Source organism: Acidovorax sp. 59, assembly GCF_002754175.1.
Lineage (GTDB): Bacteria > Pseudomonadota > Gammaproteobacteria > Burkholderiales > Burkholderiaceae_C > Acidovorax > Acidovorax delafieldii.
Genome location: NZ_PEET01000001.1, coordinates 4105359 through 4120794 on the forward strand (window position 1 = coordinate 4105359; position 15436 = coordinate 4120794).

The 15436-nt window shown below is 68.0% G+C and carries 16 protein-coding genes; 6 read left to right on the plus strand and 10 right to left on the minus strand.

Features of this window, described 5'->3' with window-relative positions; translation table 11 throughout:
• Positions 1–101: 101 nt before the first annotated feature.
• The 4 genes from CLU87_RS18705 to CLU87_RS18720 all read right to left on the minus strand — a co-directional run bounded on the left by CLU87_RS18705 (position 102) and on the right by CLU87_RS18720 (position 4527).
• Positions 102–782, minus strand: coding sequence for a type 1 glutamine amidotransferase domain-containing protein (locus CLU87_RS18705; RefSeq protein ID WP_099731440.1), 681 nt, complete (start codon positions 780–782; stop codon positions 102–104).
• Positions 783–926: 144 nt separating this feature from the next.
• Positions 927–2018, minus strand: coding sequence for an alpha/beta fold hydrolase (locus CLU87_RS18710; RefSeq protein WP_233193818.1), 1092 nt, complete (start codon positions 2016–2018; stop codon positions 927–929).
• A 174-nt stretch (positions 2019–2192) separates the two neighbouring features.
• The gene (locus CLU87_RS18715) at positions 2193–3356 is read right to left on the minus strand and encodes an iron-containing alcohol dehydrogenase (protein ID WP_099731442.1); all 1164 of its coding nucleotides are present in this window, start codon (positions 3354–3356) and stop codon (positions 2193–2195) included.
• 253 nt (positions 3357–3609) lie between these two features.
• Positions 3610–4527 (minus strand): LysR family transcriptional regulator, encoded by a 918-nt coding sequence (locus CLU87_RS18720; RefSeq protein WP_099731443.1) that lies wholly within the window; start codon positions 4525–4527, stop codon positions 3610–3612.
• A 178-nt stretch (positions 4528–4705) separates the two neighbouring features.
• Between CLU87_RS18720 and CLU87_RS18725 the strand changes: the two genes are divergently transcribed.
• The 3 genes from CLU87_RS18725 to CLU87_RS18735 all read left to right on the plus strand — a co-directional run bounded on the left by CLU87_RS18725 (position 4706) and on the right by CLU87_RS18735 (position 7503).
• Positions 4706–5863: an alkene reductase gene (locus CLU87_RS18725; protein ID WP_099732242.1), complete on the plus strand. Its 1158-nt coding sequence runs from the start codon at positions 4706–4708 to the stop codon at positions 5861–5863.
• Between the two features lie 74 nt (positions 5864–5937).
• A complete protein-coding gene (locus CLU87_RS18730; protein ID WP_099732243.1) occupies positions 5938–6960 on the plus strand; it encodes a zinc-binding alcohol dehydrogenase family protein in 1023 nt (340 codons plus the stop codon).
• A gap of 129 nt (positions 6961–7089) precedes the next feature.
• A complete protein-coding gene (locus tag CLU87_RS18735) occupies positions 7090–7503 on the plus strand; it encodes a VOC family protein (RefSeq protein WP_056745754.1) in 414 nt (137 codons plus the stop codon).
• Positions 7504–7623: 120 nt separating this feature from the next.
• Here CLU87_RS18735 and CLU87_RS18740 read toward each other — a convergent pair whose 3' ends face one another.
• Together CLU87_RS18740 and CLU87_RS18745 are read right to left on the minus strand one after the other, a co-directional pair.
• Positions 7624–8601, minus strand: a complete 978-nt coding sequence (locus tag CLU87_RS18740; RefSeq protein ID WP_099731444.1) for a tripartite tricarboxylate transporter substrate binding protein — start codon at positions 8599–8601, stop codon at positions 7624–7626.
• A 96-nt stretch (positions 8602–8697) separates the two neighbouring features.
• On the minus strand, positions 8698–9708 hold the full coding sequence (locus CLU87_RS18745; RefSeq protein WP_056059821.1) for a fumarylacetoacetate hydrolase family protein: 1011 nt from the start codon (positions 9706–9708) through the stop codon (positions 8698–8700).
• A gap of 103 nt (positions 9709–9811) precedes the next feature.
• Here CLU87_RS18745 and CLU87_RS18750 point away from each other — a divergent pair, with 103 nt between their 5' ends.
• The 3 genes from CLU87_RS18750 (at position 9812) to CLU87_RS18760 (ending at position 12293) form a co-directional block, all read left to right on the plus strand.
• The gene (locus CLU87_RS18750; RefSeq protein WP_056059824.1) at positions 9812–10594 is read left to right on the plus strand and encodes an IclR family transcriptional regulator; all 783 of its coding nucleotides are present in this window, start codon (positions 9812–9814) and stop codon (positions 10592–10594) included.
• A 34-nt stretch (positions 10595–10628) separates the two neighbouring features.
• The gene (locus CLU87_RS18755) at positions 10629–11780 is read left to right on the plus strand and encodes a DUF3108 domain-containing protein (RefSeq protein ID WP_099731445.1); all 1152 of its coding nucleotides are present in this window, start codon (positions 10629–10631) and stop codon (positions 11778–11780) included.
• 213 nt (positions 11781–11993) lie between these two features.
• Complete coding sequence (locus CLU87_RS18760; protein ID WP_099731446.1) at positions 11994–12293, plus strand: DUF3567 domain-containing protein; 300 nt, start codon at positions 11994–11996, stop codon at positions 12291–12293.
• Positions 12294–12320: 27 nt separating this feature from the next.
• Here the strand turns inward: CLU87_RS18760 and CLU87_RS18765 are convergent, their stop codons facing one another.
• The 4 genes from CLU87_RS18765 to CLU87_RS18785 form a co-directional block, all read right to left on the minus strand.
• Positions 12321–13403 carry an AbrB family transcriptional regulator gene (locus tag CLU87_RS18765; protein WP_099731447.1) on the minus strand — a complete coding sequence of 361 codons (1083 nt, stop codon included), beginning with the start codon at positions 13401–13403 and terminating at the stop codon, positions 12321–12323.
• 250 nt (positions 13404–13653) lie between these two features.
• The gene (locus CLU87_RS18770; RefSeq protein ID WP_369804325.1) at positions 13654–14286 is read right to left on the minus strand and encodes a hemerythrin domain-containing protein; all 633 of its coding nucleotides are present in this window, start codon (positions 14284–14286) and stop codon (positions 13654–13656) included.
• Between the two features lie 8 nt (positions 14287–14294).
• Positions 14295–14708 carry a ribonucleotide reductase subunit alpha gene (locus CLU87_RS18780; protein WP_099731448.1) on the minus strand — a complete coding sequence of 138 codons (414 nt, stop codon included), beginning with the start codon at positions 14706–14708 and terminating at the stop codon, positions 14295–14297.
• Positions 14709–14753: 45 nt separating this feature from the next.
• The gene (locus tag CLU87_RS18785; RefSeq protein ID WP_199170848.1) at positions 14754–15431 is read right to left on the minus strand and encodes a nitroreductase; all 678 of its coding nucleotides are present in this window, start codon (positions 15429–15431) and stop codon (positions 14754–14756) included.
• Positions 15432–15436 lie beyond the last annotated feature (5 nt).

Genomic DNA, 15436 nt, shown 5'->3' on the forward strand with positions numbered 1-15436 from the left:
GTGCAATATCCACTAGCGCTTGCAGCCATTTTTACCCTTAACCTGCGCAAACACCCGTTCTGCGCAGGATCTGCGGCTGTGCAGGGTTCCTTCGCGGCCCCTTACCCCAACAGCTTCAGCAACGCATGGGCGCCCTGCTCTGACGATGCCGGATTCTGCCCCGTGATCAGCGTGCCGTCGGTCAGCACATAGGGCGCCCAGTCGGGGCCTTTGGAATACACGCCGCCGTTGGCCTTGAGCATGTCCTCCACCAGGAAGGGCACGATCTGGGTCAACTGCACCGCGTCTTCTTCGCTGTTGGTAAACCCCGTGACCTTCTTGCCCTTGACCAGCGGCGACCCGTCGGGCGCCTTGGTGTGGCGCAGCACGCCGGGTGCGTGGCACACCAGCGCCAGCGGCTTGCCTGCGGCAAAGGTCTTTTCGATGAGGGCAATGGACTGCGCGTCTTCCGCCAGGTCCCACAGCGGGCCGTGGCCGCCGGGGTAGAACACGGCATCAAAGTCCTCGGCCTTCACGCTGGACAGGGGCACGGTGCTGGCCAGCTGCTGCTTCGCTGAAGCATCGGCCTTAAAGCGGCGCGTGGCATCGGTCTGGGCGTTTTCGTCGTCGCTTTTGGGGTCCAGGGGCGGCTGGCCGCCGTGGGGCGATGCGAGCGTGATCTGCACGCCTGCATCCTTGAACACGTAGTACGGTGCCGCAAACTCTTCCAGCCAGAAGCCCGTCTTTTTGCCGGTGTCGCCCAGTTGGTCGTGGGACGTCAGAACCATGAGGATGTGTGCCATGGAGGTCGCTTTCGGTGTGAGGGAATTGATCGGAAAAAGCAAACCACCACCGTACCAGCCATCGGGCCCGTTGTCCCGCGATGCGGGCAGGTTTGCGGCATTGGCTTACAGCACGGTGCTACCGCGCTGCGGGCCCTCAACCTGTCAACGCAGCTGCCTGGCCAGAAACTCCGCCACCTCGTTCTCCAGCGTGGCGTGATAGGCCACCCGGTCAAAGCCTTCGGGGTTGGCGGCGGCGTCGCCCGCCTCGGACGCCAGCGGCCAGACAGACTGGGCCATGAAGGCGAAGTGGCCTGCACCCGGCACCGTACTGGCCTGTGCAGACGGCAAATTCGCTGCCACATAGCCGCCATGGTAGGGGCCCACAAGCACGGCATCGCGCTCGGCCACCATCAGCCGCACGGGCACGCTGATGGCCTTCAGGCTGTCTGGCGTGAACACCACGGCCATGGGCGCCATGGCCACCACGGCGCGGATGCGGGGGTCTGCCACCGAGACCAGCGGGCCATCGAGCACGGGGGCGCCAGCCTGCGTGGGTGCCGCTGTGGCGGCCGCAGGTGCCTCCTTGGAAGTCTGAGCGGCCTGGCCACGGGCGGGCAGCTTGCCCAGGCTGCAAAAGCCGGGGTCGTCCGACACGCTGCGGCAGTGCTGTGCCGCACGGGCCGGTTCGGCCTGCGCACCGGCCAGGGCCAGCACGGTATAGCCACCTGCCGAATGCCCCACGGCACCAATGCGCCCGGCCGGAATGCGGGGGCCCCATTCGGGGCTGGCCAGCAGCGCGTCCAGCACGCGGCTTACCTGGCGGGGGCGCTCGCGGAAGTAGCGGCCCGAGGTAATCATCGACCGGTCTTCCCAGTTGTCGCCCGGGTGGCGCAACGCCGCCACCAGATAGCCGTCGGCCGCCAGGCGCGTGGCCAGGTTGTGGTGGCCCAGTTCATGGCCGCCCGTGCCGTGCGAGATGAGGATCAGGCCCTTGAGGGGCGCGGTTGCCACCGGGGCGCCCGGCGTGACCACGGGCCGCCAGGGCCCCATGGGCTGGGTGCGCGCCACCACCGGCGTGGGGTAGAACAGCGCCACGGTCACGGGCTCTGCGCCCGGTACCACCAGGGTGCGCAGGCCGGCGTGCTGGGCCGATGCCGGCGCGGCCCAGGCCAGCATGGCCACAAAAGCTGCCAGCAACGGGGCTCGGGCGTTGCGCCACGCGGAGCGGAGGGCCAGGATGAGGATGAGGGTCACGGTGCGCCTTTCGTCAAATGCCACCCAAGGAGGTGGCTTGACGGCACTGTAGGCGGCGCAAGGGGCGGGCTCCAGCGCCCTGCGACGAAACGCTGCTGCGCGGCGCGAAATGCAGCGCAGGCGGGGCAAGCAGGAGAGAGGGCCTGGGACCCCGCCCTCCCCGTCCACCTCCATTTACAGCGCCGCTTCGAGGATGCGGCGGCTCACCGCCGGGGTGATCTCGCGCTGTTCGCCCAGCGTCACCATGCCGTGCGCTTCCAGCTGCGTCACCACGGTGTTCACCACCTCGCTGCCCAGGCCGTAGCCCGACAGGCGGGTGGCGATGCCCATGCTCTCAAAGAAATCGCGCGTGCGCTCGATGGCGGCAGTGATGCGTTCGTCCTCGCTGCCGGTGGTGATGCCCCACACGCGCTCGCCGTACTGCAGCAGCTTGGCGCGCTTGGCCACCCGGCGCTCGTTCAGCAGCGCGGGCAGCACGATGGCCAGGGTGCGCGCGTGGTCGATGCCATGCAGCGCCGTCAGCTCGTGGCCGATCATGTGCGTGGCCCAGTCCTGCGGCACGCCCGCGCCAATCAGGCCGTTGAGCGCCATGGTGGCGGCCCACATCAGGTTGGCGCGGTCGTCGTACACCGGCTCGGGGGCAGTCAGCAGGCGCGGGCCGATCTCGATAAGCGTCTGCAGGATGCCTTCGGCAAACCTGTCCTGCACGGGTGCGTTGACCGGGTAGGTCAGGTACTGCTCGACCGTGTGCACAAACGCATCCACCACGCCATTGGCCAGTTGCTGGGGTGGCAGGGTGTAGGTCTTGGTGGGGTCGAGCACCGAGAACACCGGGTAGGTGTGCACGCTGCCAAACGACAGCTTGGCGCCCTTGGCGCGGTGGGTGATGACGCCGCCGTTGTTCATCTCCGAGCCTGTGGCGGGCAGCGTGAGCACGGAACCAAACGGCATGGCGCCCTTGATGTTGCGGCCGTGCTTTTCGAGGATGGCCCAGGGGTCATCGCCTTCAAAACGGACAGCGGCTGCGATGAACTTGGTGGCGTCGATCACCGAACCGCCCCCCACGGCCAGCAAGAAGTCAAACCCGCCTTCGCGGATCTGCGCCACGGCCTTCATCGAGGTCTCGTAGCTCGGGTTGGGCTCGATGCCGTTGAAGGTGGCGTGCTGGCGCTCGCCCAACGCGGCGCGCACCTCGGCCAGGGTGCCGGTCTTTTCGGCGCTGGCACCGCCCACCAGGATCAGCACCTTGGCGGCAGCGGGCACGAGCTTGGCCAGGTCGGCAATGCGGCCTTGGCCGAAGGCGATGTGGGTGGGGTTGTGGAAGTCGAAATTCAGCATGTTGGTCTTTCTCCGTCAAAGGCCGTCGCTGCATCACCAGGAACCCGGCCGCGCGGGTGGGCGCAGGGGGCGCGCCGCCCTGGGTAGCGACAGCAAGGGCGCGATTGTGCGGCGCACGGGGTCCCGGTGCCGGTCGCGCGTGCGATAGCCCTGCCGCCAGCAGAGCCTCATGCAGCACGTCGGGCGTAGCGCATGCGACTGCTGCTAGCGCTGGGAGCCTGTTGACGATCCAGCGGGGGTCGTCAACAGGCACTCAGTGCGGCGCCCGCTCCATCAGCGCCTGCAGCCGCTCGGCCATGAAGTCGCGCAGCGCCCGCACCAGCGGCGTGAACTGGCGGCGGCTGGGCGCCACCAGGAAGAGCGGCACGGCCTCGGTGGTCCAGCCGGGGCACAGCGGCACCAGGCGCCCGGCGGCCAGGTCGTCGGCCACATCAAAGTACGACTTGTACGCAATGCCCCGGCCCAGCACCGCCCAGCGGCGCACCGCGTCGCCGTCGTTGGCCACGTTGCGGCTGCGCACGCGCACCACCACTTCCTGGCCCGATGCGTCCCAGAAGCGCCAGCGGTCGTGCACGTCCTCGCCCAGCATGAAGCACAGGCCATCGTGCGCGGCCAGGGCGTGGGGCGTATCGGGTGTGCCGTGCGCGGCCAGGTAGGAGGGGGCGGCGCAGAGCACGCGCCGGTGTTCGGCGACCAGCGGCAGCGCCACCAGGCTCGAATCCTGCGGCTTGCCGTAGCGGAAGGCGGCATCCACCGGTTCGCCGTAGACATTGGCCATGCGGTCCGACAGCTGCAGGCGGATGTCGATGCCGGGGTGCAGCGCCTGGAAGGCATCCAGCCAGGGCAGCAGCACATTGCGCCCCAGGTCGGACGGGGCCGCCAGTTGCAGCAGGCCACGCAGCTCGCCCGCCCGGCCGCTGGCGAGCTGGCCCTGCACCTGCTGCAGCGCGGCGAGTGCGGGGCGGCAGTGCTCCAGAAACAGCGCGCCCTCCTGCGTGAGCCGCAGGCTGCGCGTGGAGCGCACGAACAGCGCCACGCCCAGCTCGGCCTCCAGCCGCTTGAGCGCGGCGCTCGTGGCGGCGGGGGTGAGGTCCAGTGCACGGGCCGTGGCCGAAAGGCTGCCGCTGTCGACGGTGCGCACAAAGATGTCGAGGTCTTGCAGGCTTTTCATGGCGAGGGTGGATGGGAAAGGGAAGACGACGGCAATGGAACGACACCACCACCAGGGGCTAATATTCAAATTTTCTTTGAATATTCTTTCAATCAGCCGTCTATTTAAAAATTATTGCAGAAAGCCCACCATTCACGTCATGTTCCACACCGGCCTGCCGCCGACCCGAGCCCCTGCCATGACCACCACCCCACACACCGCCACACCCGCCCTGTTCCGCCCCCTGCAGATGGGGCCGCTGGCACTGCCCCACCGCATCGTGATGGCGCCCATGACGCGCGCCCGCAGCAGCCAGCCAGGCGACGTGCCCAACGCGCTCATGGCCGACTACTACGCCCAGCGCGCCAGTGCGGGCCTCATCGTCAGCGAGGCCAGCCAGGTGTCATGCCAAGGCCAGGGCTACAGCTTCACGCCCGGCATCTACAGCGACGCGCAGGTGCAAGGCTGGCGCCGCGTGACCGAAGCGGTGCACGCCGCGGGCGGGCGCATGGTGCTGCAGCTGTGGCACGTGGGCCGCATGTCGCACGCCAGCTTCCATGCCGATGGGCTACCCGTGGCGCCCTCGGCCCTGGCCCCGGCGGCACGGGTATGGGTGGCAGGCGAAGACGGCGTGGGGCGCATGCTCGACTGCCCCGTGCCCCGCGCGCTGGAGGCCGCCGAGATTCCTGGCGTGGTGGACGACTTCCGCCGTGCCGCCGCCAACGCCATGCGCGCAGGGTTCGACGGCGTGGAGATCCACGGCGCCAACGGCTATCTCCTTGACCAGTTTCTGCGCACGACCTCCAACCACCGCATCGACGCCTATGGCGGCCCGGTGGAAAACCGCACCCGCTTCGCCCGCGAAGTGGCCGCTGCCGTGGCCAGCGAGGCCGGCGCCGAACGCACGGGCATGCGCCTGGCCCCGTTCATCACGCAGCGCGGCATGGACTGCCCGGAGATCATCCCCACCATACTGCACCTGGCGCGCGAGCTGGACACGCTGGGCCTGGCCTACATCCACCTGGCAGAGGCCGACTGGGACGACGCCCCCCGCATTCCAGATGAATTCCGCCAGGCTCTACGCACAGCCTTCAGCGGCCGTGTGATGGTGGCGGGCCAGTACACCCCCGAACGCGCGCAACAGATCCTCGCGTCCGGCATGGCCGACCTGGTGGCGTTTGGCCGCCCGTTCATTGCCAACCCCGATCTGCCTGCGCGCTATGCCGCCGGGCTGCCACTGGCCCCGTTCGATGCGGCCACGCTGTTTGGCGGCGATGCACACGGCTACAGCGACTACGCACCGGCCCATGCGCTGGCTGCGCCCAAGGCCCGGGCTGGCGCGGCTGAAGTGGCCTGAAAACGGCACCACGCGCCCGTCCGAACCTCGCATATCCCCAGCTTCAACGCCCTTTGCACCTCAAGGAACCCTTCATGAAAGCCGTTGGCTACCAAACCGCCCACCCCATCGACCACCCCGAGTCGCTGCTCGACATCACCCTGCCCGACCCGGTGGCCACGGGCCGCGATCTGCTGGTGGAAGTGCACGCCGTTTCGGTCAACCCCGTGGACACGAAAGTGCGCAAAAGCAGCTCACGCAGCGGCGACGGGCCCGACTACAAGGTGCTGGGCTGGGACGCCAGCGGCATCGTCCGCGCCGTGGGCCCCGATGTGACGCTGTTCCAGCCCGGCGACCGCGTCTGGTACGCGGGCTCCATCGCACGCCAGGGCACCAACAGCGAACTGCACCTGGTGGATGAACGCATCGTGGGCCATGCCCCCCAATCGCTCGACTTTGCCGAAGCCGCCGCGCTGCCGCTGACCACCATCACCGCGTGGGAGCTGCTGTTTGACCGCCTGGGTGTGGCCCCTGGCAAGCAGCCCACCCACAAGACCCTGCTCATCATTGGCGCGAGCGGCGGCGTGGGCTCCATCCTCACGCAGCTGGCGGCGCGGCTCACCAGCCTCACGATCATCGGCACCGCATCGCGCCCCGAAACGCAGCAGTGGGTGCGCGACCTGGGCGCCCACCACGTCATCGACCACAGCCAGCCGCTCACGCAGGAGCTGGCGCGCATCGGCCACCCCATGGTGGACATCATCGTGAGCCTCACGCAGACCGACGCGCACTTCGACCAGACCGTGGAGGCCATCGCGCCCCAGGGCCAGTTCGCGCTGATCGACGACCCGGTGTCGCTCGACGTGACGAAGTTCAAGCGCAAGTCGGTGTCGGTGCACTGGGAGCTGATGTTCACGCGTGCGCTGTTCGGCACCGCCGACATGATCGGCCAGCACCGCCTGCTGACGGAGGTGGCGCAGTTGGTGGATGCGGGGCTGATTCGCACGACGCTGGACCAGCGCTTTGGCGCCATCAATGCCGAGAATCTGAAGCGCGCGCATGCGCTGATCGAGAGCGGCAAGGCGCGGGGCAAGCTGGTGCTGGAGGGGTGGGCCTGAAGAACTGCGGGCCACGCAGGTGGCGTAGCACCACCCGCGCGACAGATTGTGTGTCGGGCTGAAAAATACTGTATTTATAAACAGTCTTTCAGGTATAAATCAGGGCACCACAACCCGAGGAGACCTCCCATGCTGGACCACATGACCTTCCGCGTCACCGACATTGCCCGCACCAAGGCGTTCTACACCGCTGCCCTCGCGCCTTTGGGCTACAGCCTGTGTTTTGAAGGCAACTACGGCTCGAACATGCTGGGCTATGCCTACCCGGCTCCGTCCGAGCCCGACGGCAAGAAGGCGGATGTGTGGTTCATCGACGGCCCCTCGCCCTACGGCGGCCCGCCCGCCACCACGGGCTGCCACCTGGCGTGGCGGGCCACCACGCGGGCCCAGGTCGATGCCTTCTACCGCGCCGCCATCGAAGCCGGGGGCCAAGACAACGGCGCCCCGGGCCTGCGGCCCGACTACCACCCCCACTATTACGGCGCGTTTGTCATCGACCCCGAGGGCAACAACATCGAAGCGGTGTGCCACCTGCCGGAGTAAGAAACACCGCTGCACCCTCCGCAGAGGGCGCGTCGCCAAGCGAGTGCACCCGTGGAACTGGCTTTGCCAGGCCACCAGGTGCGTCCCCCTGGGGGGAAGCGGCGCAGCCGCTCAGGGGGGTCAGTCGAGTTTCACGCCTGCCGCTTTGATGATCTCGCCCCAGCGCTTGGACTCGGAGCGTGCCATGGCGCGGAACTGCTCCGGCGTGCCGGGCAGGGCTTCCATGCCGAAGTCGGCCATGCGCTTGACCACGGCGGGGTTGAGCAGAGCCTTGTTCAGGTCGCCGTTCAGGCGCGCCGTGATCGCAGCGGGCAGACCGGCGGGCGCCAGGATGCCCTGGAACGCAAACACTTCGGTGTTGGGCACACCGGCTTCTGCCAAGGTGGGCACGTCCGGCAGCGCGGCCACGCGCTTGGCCGAGCCAATGGCCAGCGCACGCACCTTGCCCGAGGTGATGACGGGAAGGCCAGCGGCCAGGTCCAGGAACATGCAGGGCACCTGGCCGCCCATCACGTCCTGCAGCGCAGGCGCCGCGCCGCGGTAGGGGATGTGGGTGAGGAAGATCTTGGTGCGGTTCTTGAACATCTCCATCGCCAGGTGGTGTGGCGAACCATTGCCGGGCGATGCGTAGTTGAGCTTGCCGGGGTTAGCGCGCGCGTAGGCGAGGAATTCCTTCACCGTCTTGGCTTCAAACGCCGGGTGCACCACCAGCGCCAGCGGGAAGCGGCTGATGCCACCCACGTAGGTGAAGTCCTTTTCAGGGTTGAACGGCAGCTTGGTGAACAGGTGTTCGTTGTAGGCCAGGATGGCGTTGTCGGCCGACATGAAGGTGTTGCCGTCGGGCTTGGCCGTGGCCACCATCTGGCCGCCGATGTTGGTGGAGGCGCCAGGGCGGTTGTCCACCACGATCTGCTGGCCCAGCGTCTGGCGCATGGCCTCGGCCACGGTGCGGGCCAGCACGTCGGTGCCGCCACCGGCGGGGTACGGCACCACCCAGCGCAGGGGCTGGTCGGGCCAGGCGGACTGGGCGGCGGCCCAGGGCGCGGCGGTAGTAGCGCCTGCGGCGGCCAGGGCGGACAAGAGGGTACGGCGTTGCATGGGGTTGTCTCCTTGATACTATGAATTTGATAGCTGCAAGCGCATGTTCCTCTAGCGCATGCAGCCGTTTTTATTCAAATTTTGCTCTGCGGGGCCTCAGGCGGCCGGTGCGGCAATGGTCTGGTCGATGGCGCCGAAGATGCTGGCGCCGTCCTTGCCCTTGACCTCGATGCGGATGGTGTCGCCGAACTTCATGAAGTCGGTGCTGGGCTTGCCGTCCTGGATGGTTTCGATGCAGCGCTTTTCTGCGATGCAGCTGTAGCCCTTGGGCCATTCCATGCGGCCGTTCTGCTCCACGCCCTTGTTGCTGACGGTGCCGCTGCCCACGATGGAGCCGGCGCGCACGTTGCGCGTCTTGGCGATGTGGGCAATGAGCTGGCCGAAGTGGAAGGTCATTTCAGGACCCGCGTCGCACATGCCGACCTTGCGGCCGTTCCAGGTGGACTGCACGGTGAGGTTCACGCGGCCGTGGTCCCAGGCGTCGCCCAGCTCGTCCAGTGTGACGGCCACGGGGCCGAAGGCGGTGGCGGGCTTGCTCTGGAAGAAACCAAAACCCTTGGCCAGCTCGGCCGGGATCAGGTTGCGCAGGCTCACGTCGTTGGCAATCATCACCAGGCGGATGCCGTCCAGCGCCTGGTCGGCGTTGGTGCCCATCTTCACGTCGCCAGTGATGACGGCGATCTCGGCCTCGAAGTCGATGCCCATGGCTTCGCTGGGCACCACGACATCGTCGCAGGGGCCGATGAAGTCGTCGCTGCCGCCCTGGTACATCAGGGGGTCGGTGTAGAAGCTTTCGGGCACTTCGGAGTTGCGCGCTTTTCGCACCAGTTCGACGTGGTTGATGTACGCAGACCCGTCAGCCCACTGGTAGGCGCGGGGCAGCGGGGCCATGCACTGGGCGGGGTCGAAGGGGAAGGCGTGGCGCGCGCGGCCGCTGTTGAGCTGGTCGTACAGGTCCTGCAGCTGGGGTGACAGGAAGCCCCAGTCGTCCAGCACCTGCTGCATCTTGCTGGCAATGCCGGTCGCATAATGGGCCGTGCCCAGGTCGCGGGAGACGACAACAAGTTGGCCGTCGCGCGAGCCGTCTTTGTAGGTAGCGAGTTTCATGGTGGCAGGACCTTTGTCTCAGAAGGGTTGATGGGCACCGCTAGCGAAGATTACGCTTGGGTAAATTGATTTAACTAAACAAAACTCGCAAATTTTAGTGCACATGGACAAAGAACGTGCAGGAATTCAATCGGTCGAGGTGGGTTTTGCCCTGCTGGAGGGGCTGACACGCTCGCGCGGACCGCTGATGCTCAAGGATGTGGCCGCCTCGGCGGGCATGAGCGCGGCCAAGGCGCACCGTTATCTGGTGAGCTTTCAGCGCCTGGGCCTGGTCACGCAAGACCCCCGCACCGCGCGCTATGACTTGGGCCCGGCCGCACTCAAGCTGGGGCTGGCCTCGCTGACGCGGCTCGATGGCGTGCGCCTGGCCCGCGAACGCATGCCCGCGCTGATGGAAACCATCGGCCACACGCTGGCGCTGGCCGTGTGGGGCAACCACGGCCCCACCATCGTGCACTGGGAGGAATCGCCCCAGGCCGTCACCGCCAACCTGCGCCTGGGCGACGTGATGCCGCTGCTGTCGTCGGCCACGGGCCGGTGTTTTGCGGCCTTCATGTCGCCCGAGGTGGTGGCGCCGCTGCTGAAAGAGGAGCTGGCCCGCGCCGTGAAGATGCGCCGCACCGACCTGCCCGCCACCATGGCCGAAGTGAACGCACTGCTGGCCGAGGTGCGCGAGCGCGGCGCCGCCCGCGTGGTGGACACGCTGCTGCCGGGCATCGTCGCCTTCTGCGCGCCGGTTTTCGATGCCGACGGTCACCTGGAGCTGGGCATCACCACGCTGGGATCCATCGCCACCTTTGACCCCGAATGGGGCGGCGCCATTGATGCACCGCTGCGCGCGGCCGCAGCCCAGCTGTCCAGCGACCTGGGCGCAGGCAGCGCCTGACGGCCCCGTACCCGGACACACAAGCAGCGAGCAGATGCCACGGCGCGCGCTGGTTTTCATCACGGCCCTGGTGCTGGCCCTGCACTGGCTGGTGCTCAGCGGCGTACCCCTGGCCTGGGACAGCCCCGCGCAGCCGTCCCGCCAAGTGTTCAGCACGCGCAGCATCGCGCCCGCACCGCCCCCACCAGCCGTTGCGCCCTCCGGCGTGACCGCCGCGCCCGTCGCCGCACCGCAGCCCCCGGCCCGTAAAAAGGCTCCCTCCCCCAAGCGCCCCCCAGCCCCTGTTGCCACAGACCGTCCCGAGGCGCCACTGGCTGCCGCCCCTGTCACAGAAGCCGGCGCGCCTGCGGACCCTGGTGCCGCAACCACCGTGGCCAGCGCAACCCCTGAGACGCCTGCCGACGACGCCGCCCCTGCGCCCGCGCCTGCGGCATCTGCACCGGCCGCCCCCCCAGAGCCCACGGCTGAAGACGCCCAGCCCGGCACGGGCGTGGACATCCGCCCGCCCGGAGGCACCGGCCGCAGTGCCAGCGCCCCACCGCCGCCCGTGCGCATGCCTGCCCCGACGCGCCTCGCGTTTGATGTGAGCGGCCAAGCCAAAAAGTTCGCCTACAGCGCCCGGGCCGAACTGCTGTGGCAGCACGACGGCAATCGCTACGAGGCGCGCCAGGAGATCAGCGCCTTCCTGGTGGGCACCCGCACGCAGCGCAGCGTGGGCACGGTCACGGAGCAAGGACTGCTGCCCGAGAAGTTCTCCGACAAATCCCGCAGCGAGCAGGCCGCGCATTTTGACTACGACAAGGGCCGCGTCACCTTCAGCGCCAACACGCCCGATGCCGTGGCAGGCCCCGGCGTGCAGGACCGGCTGAGCCTGTTCATCCAGCTGGGCGCGATGCTGGCCGCAGACCCGGGCCGGTTTGTGCCTGGCACCCAGATCACGCTGACCACGGTGAGCGCCCGCAGCGCCGACCGCTGGACCTTCACCGTGGAAGGCCCCGAAACCCTGGACGTACCCGCCGGGCCCACGCCTGCCCTCAAGCTGCTGCGCCTGCCCCGCAAGGACTACGACCAGAAGGCCGAACTCTGGGTGGCGCCGGGGCTGGGTTATCTGCCCGTGCGCATCAAGCTCACCCAGGCCAACGGCGATTTCGCCGACCTGCTGCTGCGCGCCAGCAGCCCACCCTGAGAACCTGTTCAAAGCACTGCCTCCGATCGCTCGCGCCGCACGGAGTGTTGCGCCCATACGCCATCCGGGCAAAAAAGCCCCGCGAACCCGGCGTGCTCCGTTTTTCATGAAATACTGCAACGCAGCAGGGGACAAAAGCCGTGGCTTGGCCCGGGGCCCTTGAACTCTGCGCACCCGCTGTCATCTGACATCTATATCGACAAAGGGAACACGATGCACATGCTCTACGACTCAGAATCCTTCGTGGTGGTCCATATGCTGCCCGATGCCGTGGAGAAAAAGAGCGCCCAGGTGCTCAACGACACCGCCCCCGCCGTTCCCCAGCTTGCGCGCCATGGTTTTGAAATCGTGGACAAGCGCTCCGGCAAAGAGGTCTACCTGGACGGTTCCTGGGCCGAGATGTTCCAGGAACAGATCCTGGCCTGGCAGCGCGACACGCCGACCCAGGAAGAAGTGGAAGACGCGCTAGACCGTTACGCGGGCCTGGCACAACACCCGGTGGTGGTGCACTGACGCCGCAACCAAGGCCCGTGCGTTAGTTCAGCCCGCCGCGCCTTCGGGTGCGCCGGGCGGATAGATCCGCCGGTACAGCGGGTCCACCAGCATCAGCACCGCAATCAGCCGACACACCTGGAACGCCGTGACCACCGGCACTCCCAGCTGCAGCACCTTGGCCGTGATGGCCATCTCGGTGATGCCGCCGGGCGAAGTGCCCAGCAGCAAGGTGACCCAGGGCAGCCCCGTCGCCCAGGCCAGGGCAGCGGCAAACAGTGCGCACACGCCCATCAACGCCACCGTGCCCAGCGCCACCGACGCCAGCCAGCGCGGCGCAGTGTGCAAGAACTCCGCGCGAAACCGCACGCCCAGGCTCACCCCGATCACGAGCTGCGCTGCGTTGACCATGCCCTGGGGCACCGCCGACAGGCTCTGGCCCGCCATGGTCAGGCCCATGGACACCAGCATCGCCCCCATGAACCAAGGGTTGGCGCGGCCCAGCCGGTCCATCAGCAACGCCCCTGCACCGGTCAGCAGCGCCATCAGCGCCAGCCCCGGCCAGTTCACCACCCGTAGCGTGGGCGGCAGGATATCGAGGCCGTGCAGGCCGCTGAACTGCAGCGCGAACGGAATGGTCAACGTAACGATGAGCAGCCGCAAGCTGTGGCTGGCGGCCACCAGGTCAGTGCGTGCGTTTTCGCGCTCGGACAACAAGGTCATCTCGGACGCCGCCCCAATCGCGCCGGCAAAGTAGCTGGTGGCGCGCAGCATCGGTGCAGGAACACCGTGCATGCGGGGCGCATGCACGCGGTAAAGCCAGGCACCAAACAGCCAGCCCAGGAACAGCGCCCACGCAATGCCCAGCACGATGGCCCACCACAGGCCGCCGATCAGCGCGACCACCTGGGGCGTGAAATACAGGCCTAGCGCGGCGCCAATCGTCCATTGCCCGGCGTTGCGCAGCGGGCCCCAGCTTTCGGTGGGGCCGCCGGCCATCGACACGACAGAAGTAGCCAGCAGTGGGCCGATCATCCAGGGCAGCGGGGTCTGCAGGGCCACACAGGCAGCGGCAGCGGCCCACGCCAAGGCCAGGGTGGCCAGGGTGCGAACAATAAAGAGGGGGCGCATACGGGAAACGGCAGGCAGGCAAGCAAACAGGCGCGGCGGGGCGCGCGCGCAACCCCGCAGTATCGCGCGAGCCGCTGGCCCCGCAGCCGCCAAGGCGCTGCCCAGACGGAACGGCTGGCATCGCCACCGGGCAACGGCCGCGTGGCACCGGGCGCCAAGCTGCCCCTGGGGCAGCAGGCGCCTAAATTTCAGCCCTAGCGGCCTCTTGCGCTAGTCGAATATGCGCTTGAAGCTATATTTTTGATAGCAATCAGATCGCACCCCGCCGCGCAGCCATCTCCTGCCCCATCGCCGCAAAGGACGCGGGCGGCAGCAAAGCGGCAGCAGCAGGGTAGGCCACGCCTTCTTCGGCGGCGATGTGGGCGTCATACCGCATTGCAAAACGGTCCAGCGCGGCCTCGTCCTGGGGCGTGAAGCCGGTGGCGCTTTCATCCAGCAACGCTTGCAGCCCGGGCCGGGCCGCTGCCCAGTCGGTGGTCATGGCCACGTGGTCGTGCTGCAGGCGCGTGACCAGCGCCCGGACCTCGGGCGTGGCCTGGGCGAGCAGCAGGGGGAACACATGCAGTTCTTCGTCCTGGTGGTGCAGCGGTGCGGCGATGTCGAAATAACGCAGCACATCCCGCGCGGCCTGGCGGGCATCGTTGTCAACGCCCTGCTTTCGCACATGCTCACGCAAGCGGCCCAGCAAACCCAGCGTGCGTTGCACGCGCTCGTGGCAGGCCTCCAGCATGGCAAAAGGCTGCTCAAAGCCCACGGCCGGTGCGCTGAAGCCGGGCAGATGCCTTGGCGCGGCAGCAGATACGGGTGCAGATACGGGTGCAGATGCGGGTGCAGATACGGGTGCAGGTGCGGATGCGGACGCAGGTACGGACGCCTGTGCCATGGCAGGCCTCAGCCAAACCGCACAGGGTGGCCCTGGCGGTCAAACGGAATGAACGCCCCATGCGCCCCACCCTTGATCGCATCCACCATGCGCTGCAAGGGCGCCTCGGCATCGGCGCTGCTGGGCGCCTGGTTCAGCGTGCCGGACATCGCCGCCGCAAACACGATGGCCCAGTCGTGGCCGGGGGCGGTGAACTGGCGGGCCTCGGTCACCAGTGCGTCGAACGATGCCAGTTCCTGCGGCGTCTTGTCCACACACATCAGCGGCACCAGGGCACCGCCCTGCCCGGCCTCGAAGCGCGCGCGCTGCGCCGGGGTGGCGTCGTCGGGCAGCTCCACCGCCGCGAAGACGAACAGCAGGCGCTGCGGCTCGGGTTGCATGCGCGCAGCCTGCAGCAGGTCGTCAAAACTGGAAATATCCATGAAAAGGTCTCGCAATCAATGAAAGGTGGGGGCCACCGGCGCGCTTCAAAATCCAGGCACCACGCCCCGCTTGGCATCCAGTGTGCTCACATAGGCGCCTGCCGCAGGGCGTGCGCGCACCGCCTTGCGCGACAACACGGTGCCGATGCTGATGAAACACAGGGCCTGCTCGGAGGCCGCCAGCTGAAACAAGGCCCGCAGGCTCGGCGCCTTCAGCGCCTTGCCGCTGGTCAGTGCCGAACCGTAGCCTTGCGCGGTGGCCATCAGCAGCATGTTCTGCACGGCACAGCCCGCAGAGACGGTGCGCTCGGCCAGATCAATCTCGGCGTCGCCCCGCTCGGCATCCACCACCGCCAACAGCAACACCGGGGAGCGGTACGCCTTCTCGCGTGCCTGCTCGGCCTGCTCGGGGGTGGCGGCAGAGTCGCGCTCCAGCAGGGCCTGCGCAAACACATCGGCCAGCGGCGGACGCGCGGCCTGCGGCACCAGGATGAAGCGCCAGGGCAGCAGCTGGCCATGGTCTGGCGCGTGGGCTGCGGCCTGGAGGATCTGCGCCAGCTCGGCAGCATTGGGGCCTGGCCCGCCCAGGCGCTTGGGCAGAATGGTCTGGCGTGACTGGATCAACGCCGCCGCCAGCCCGGCCACATCGTCAGGCGCACTGGCCCGCGCTGCAGCAGGCTGCGCGCGAGACGAAGGGTTCAACGGCCAGGGAATGACAGACATGGGGA

Coding starts and splice junctions, on each gene's coding strand:
- CLU87_RS18705 (WP_099731440.1), bottom strand. CDS start 782: ATGGCACACATCCTCATGGTTCTGACGTCCCACGACCAACTGGGCGAC.
- CLU87_RS18745 (WP_056059821.1), bottom strand. CDS start 9,708: ATGAAACTCGCTACCTACAAAGACGGCTCGCGCGACGGCCAACTTGTT.
- CLU87_RS18770 (WP_369804325.1), bottom strand. CDS start 14,286: ATGGCACAGGCGTCCGTACCTGCGTCCGCATCCGCACCTGCACCCGTA.
- CLU87_RS18765 (WP_099731447.1), bottom strand. CDS start 13,403: ATGCGCCCCCTCTTTATTGTTCGCACCCTGGCCACCCTGGCCTTGGCG.
- CLU87_RS18760 (WP_099731446.1), top strand. CDS start 11,994: ATGCACATGCTCTACGACTCAGAATCCTTCGTGGTGGTCCATATGCTG.
- CLU87_RS18750 (WP_056059824.1), top strand. CDS start 9,812: ATGGACAAAGAACGTGCAGGAATTCAATCGGTCGAGGTGGGTTTTGCC.
- CLU87_RS18730 (WP_099732243.1), top strand. CDS start 5,938: ATGAAAGCCGTTGGCTACCAAACCGCCCACCCCATCGACCACCCCGAG.
- CLU87_RS18715 (WP_099731442.1), bottom strand. CDS start 3,356: ATGCTGAATTTCGACTTCCACAACCCCACCCACATCGCCTTCGGCCAA.
- CLU87_RS18725 (WP_099732242.1), top strand. CDS start 4,706: ATGACCACCACCCCACACACCGCCACACCCGCCCTGTTCCGCCCCCTG.
- CLU87_RS18735 (WP_056745754.1), top strand. CDS start 7,090: ATGCTGGACCACATGACCTTCCGCGTCACCGACATTGCCCGCACCAAG.
- CLU87_RS18780 (WP_099731448.1), bottom strand. CDS start 14,708: ATGGATATTTCCAGTTTTGACGACCTGCTGCAGGCTGCGCGCATGCAA.
- CLU87_RS18755 (WP_099731445.1), top strand. CDS start 10,629: ATGCCACGGCGCGCGCTGGTTTTCATCACGGCCCTGGTGCTGGCCCTG.
- CLU87_RS18720 (WP_099731443.1), bottom strand. CDS start 4,527: ATGAAAAGCCTGCAAGACCTCGACATCTTTGTGCGCACCGTCGACAGC.
- CLU87_RS18740 (WP_099731444.1), bottom strand. CDS start 8,601: ATGCAACGCCGTACCCTCTTGTCCGCCCTGGCCGCCGCAGGCGCTACT.
- CLU87_RS18785 (WP_199170848.1), bottom strand. CDS start 15,431: ATGTCTGTCATTCCCTGGCCGTTGAACCCTTCGTCTCGCGCGCAGCCT.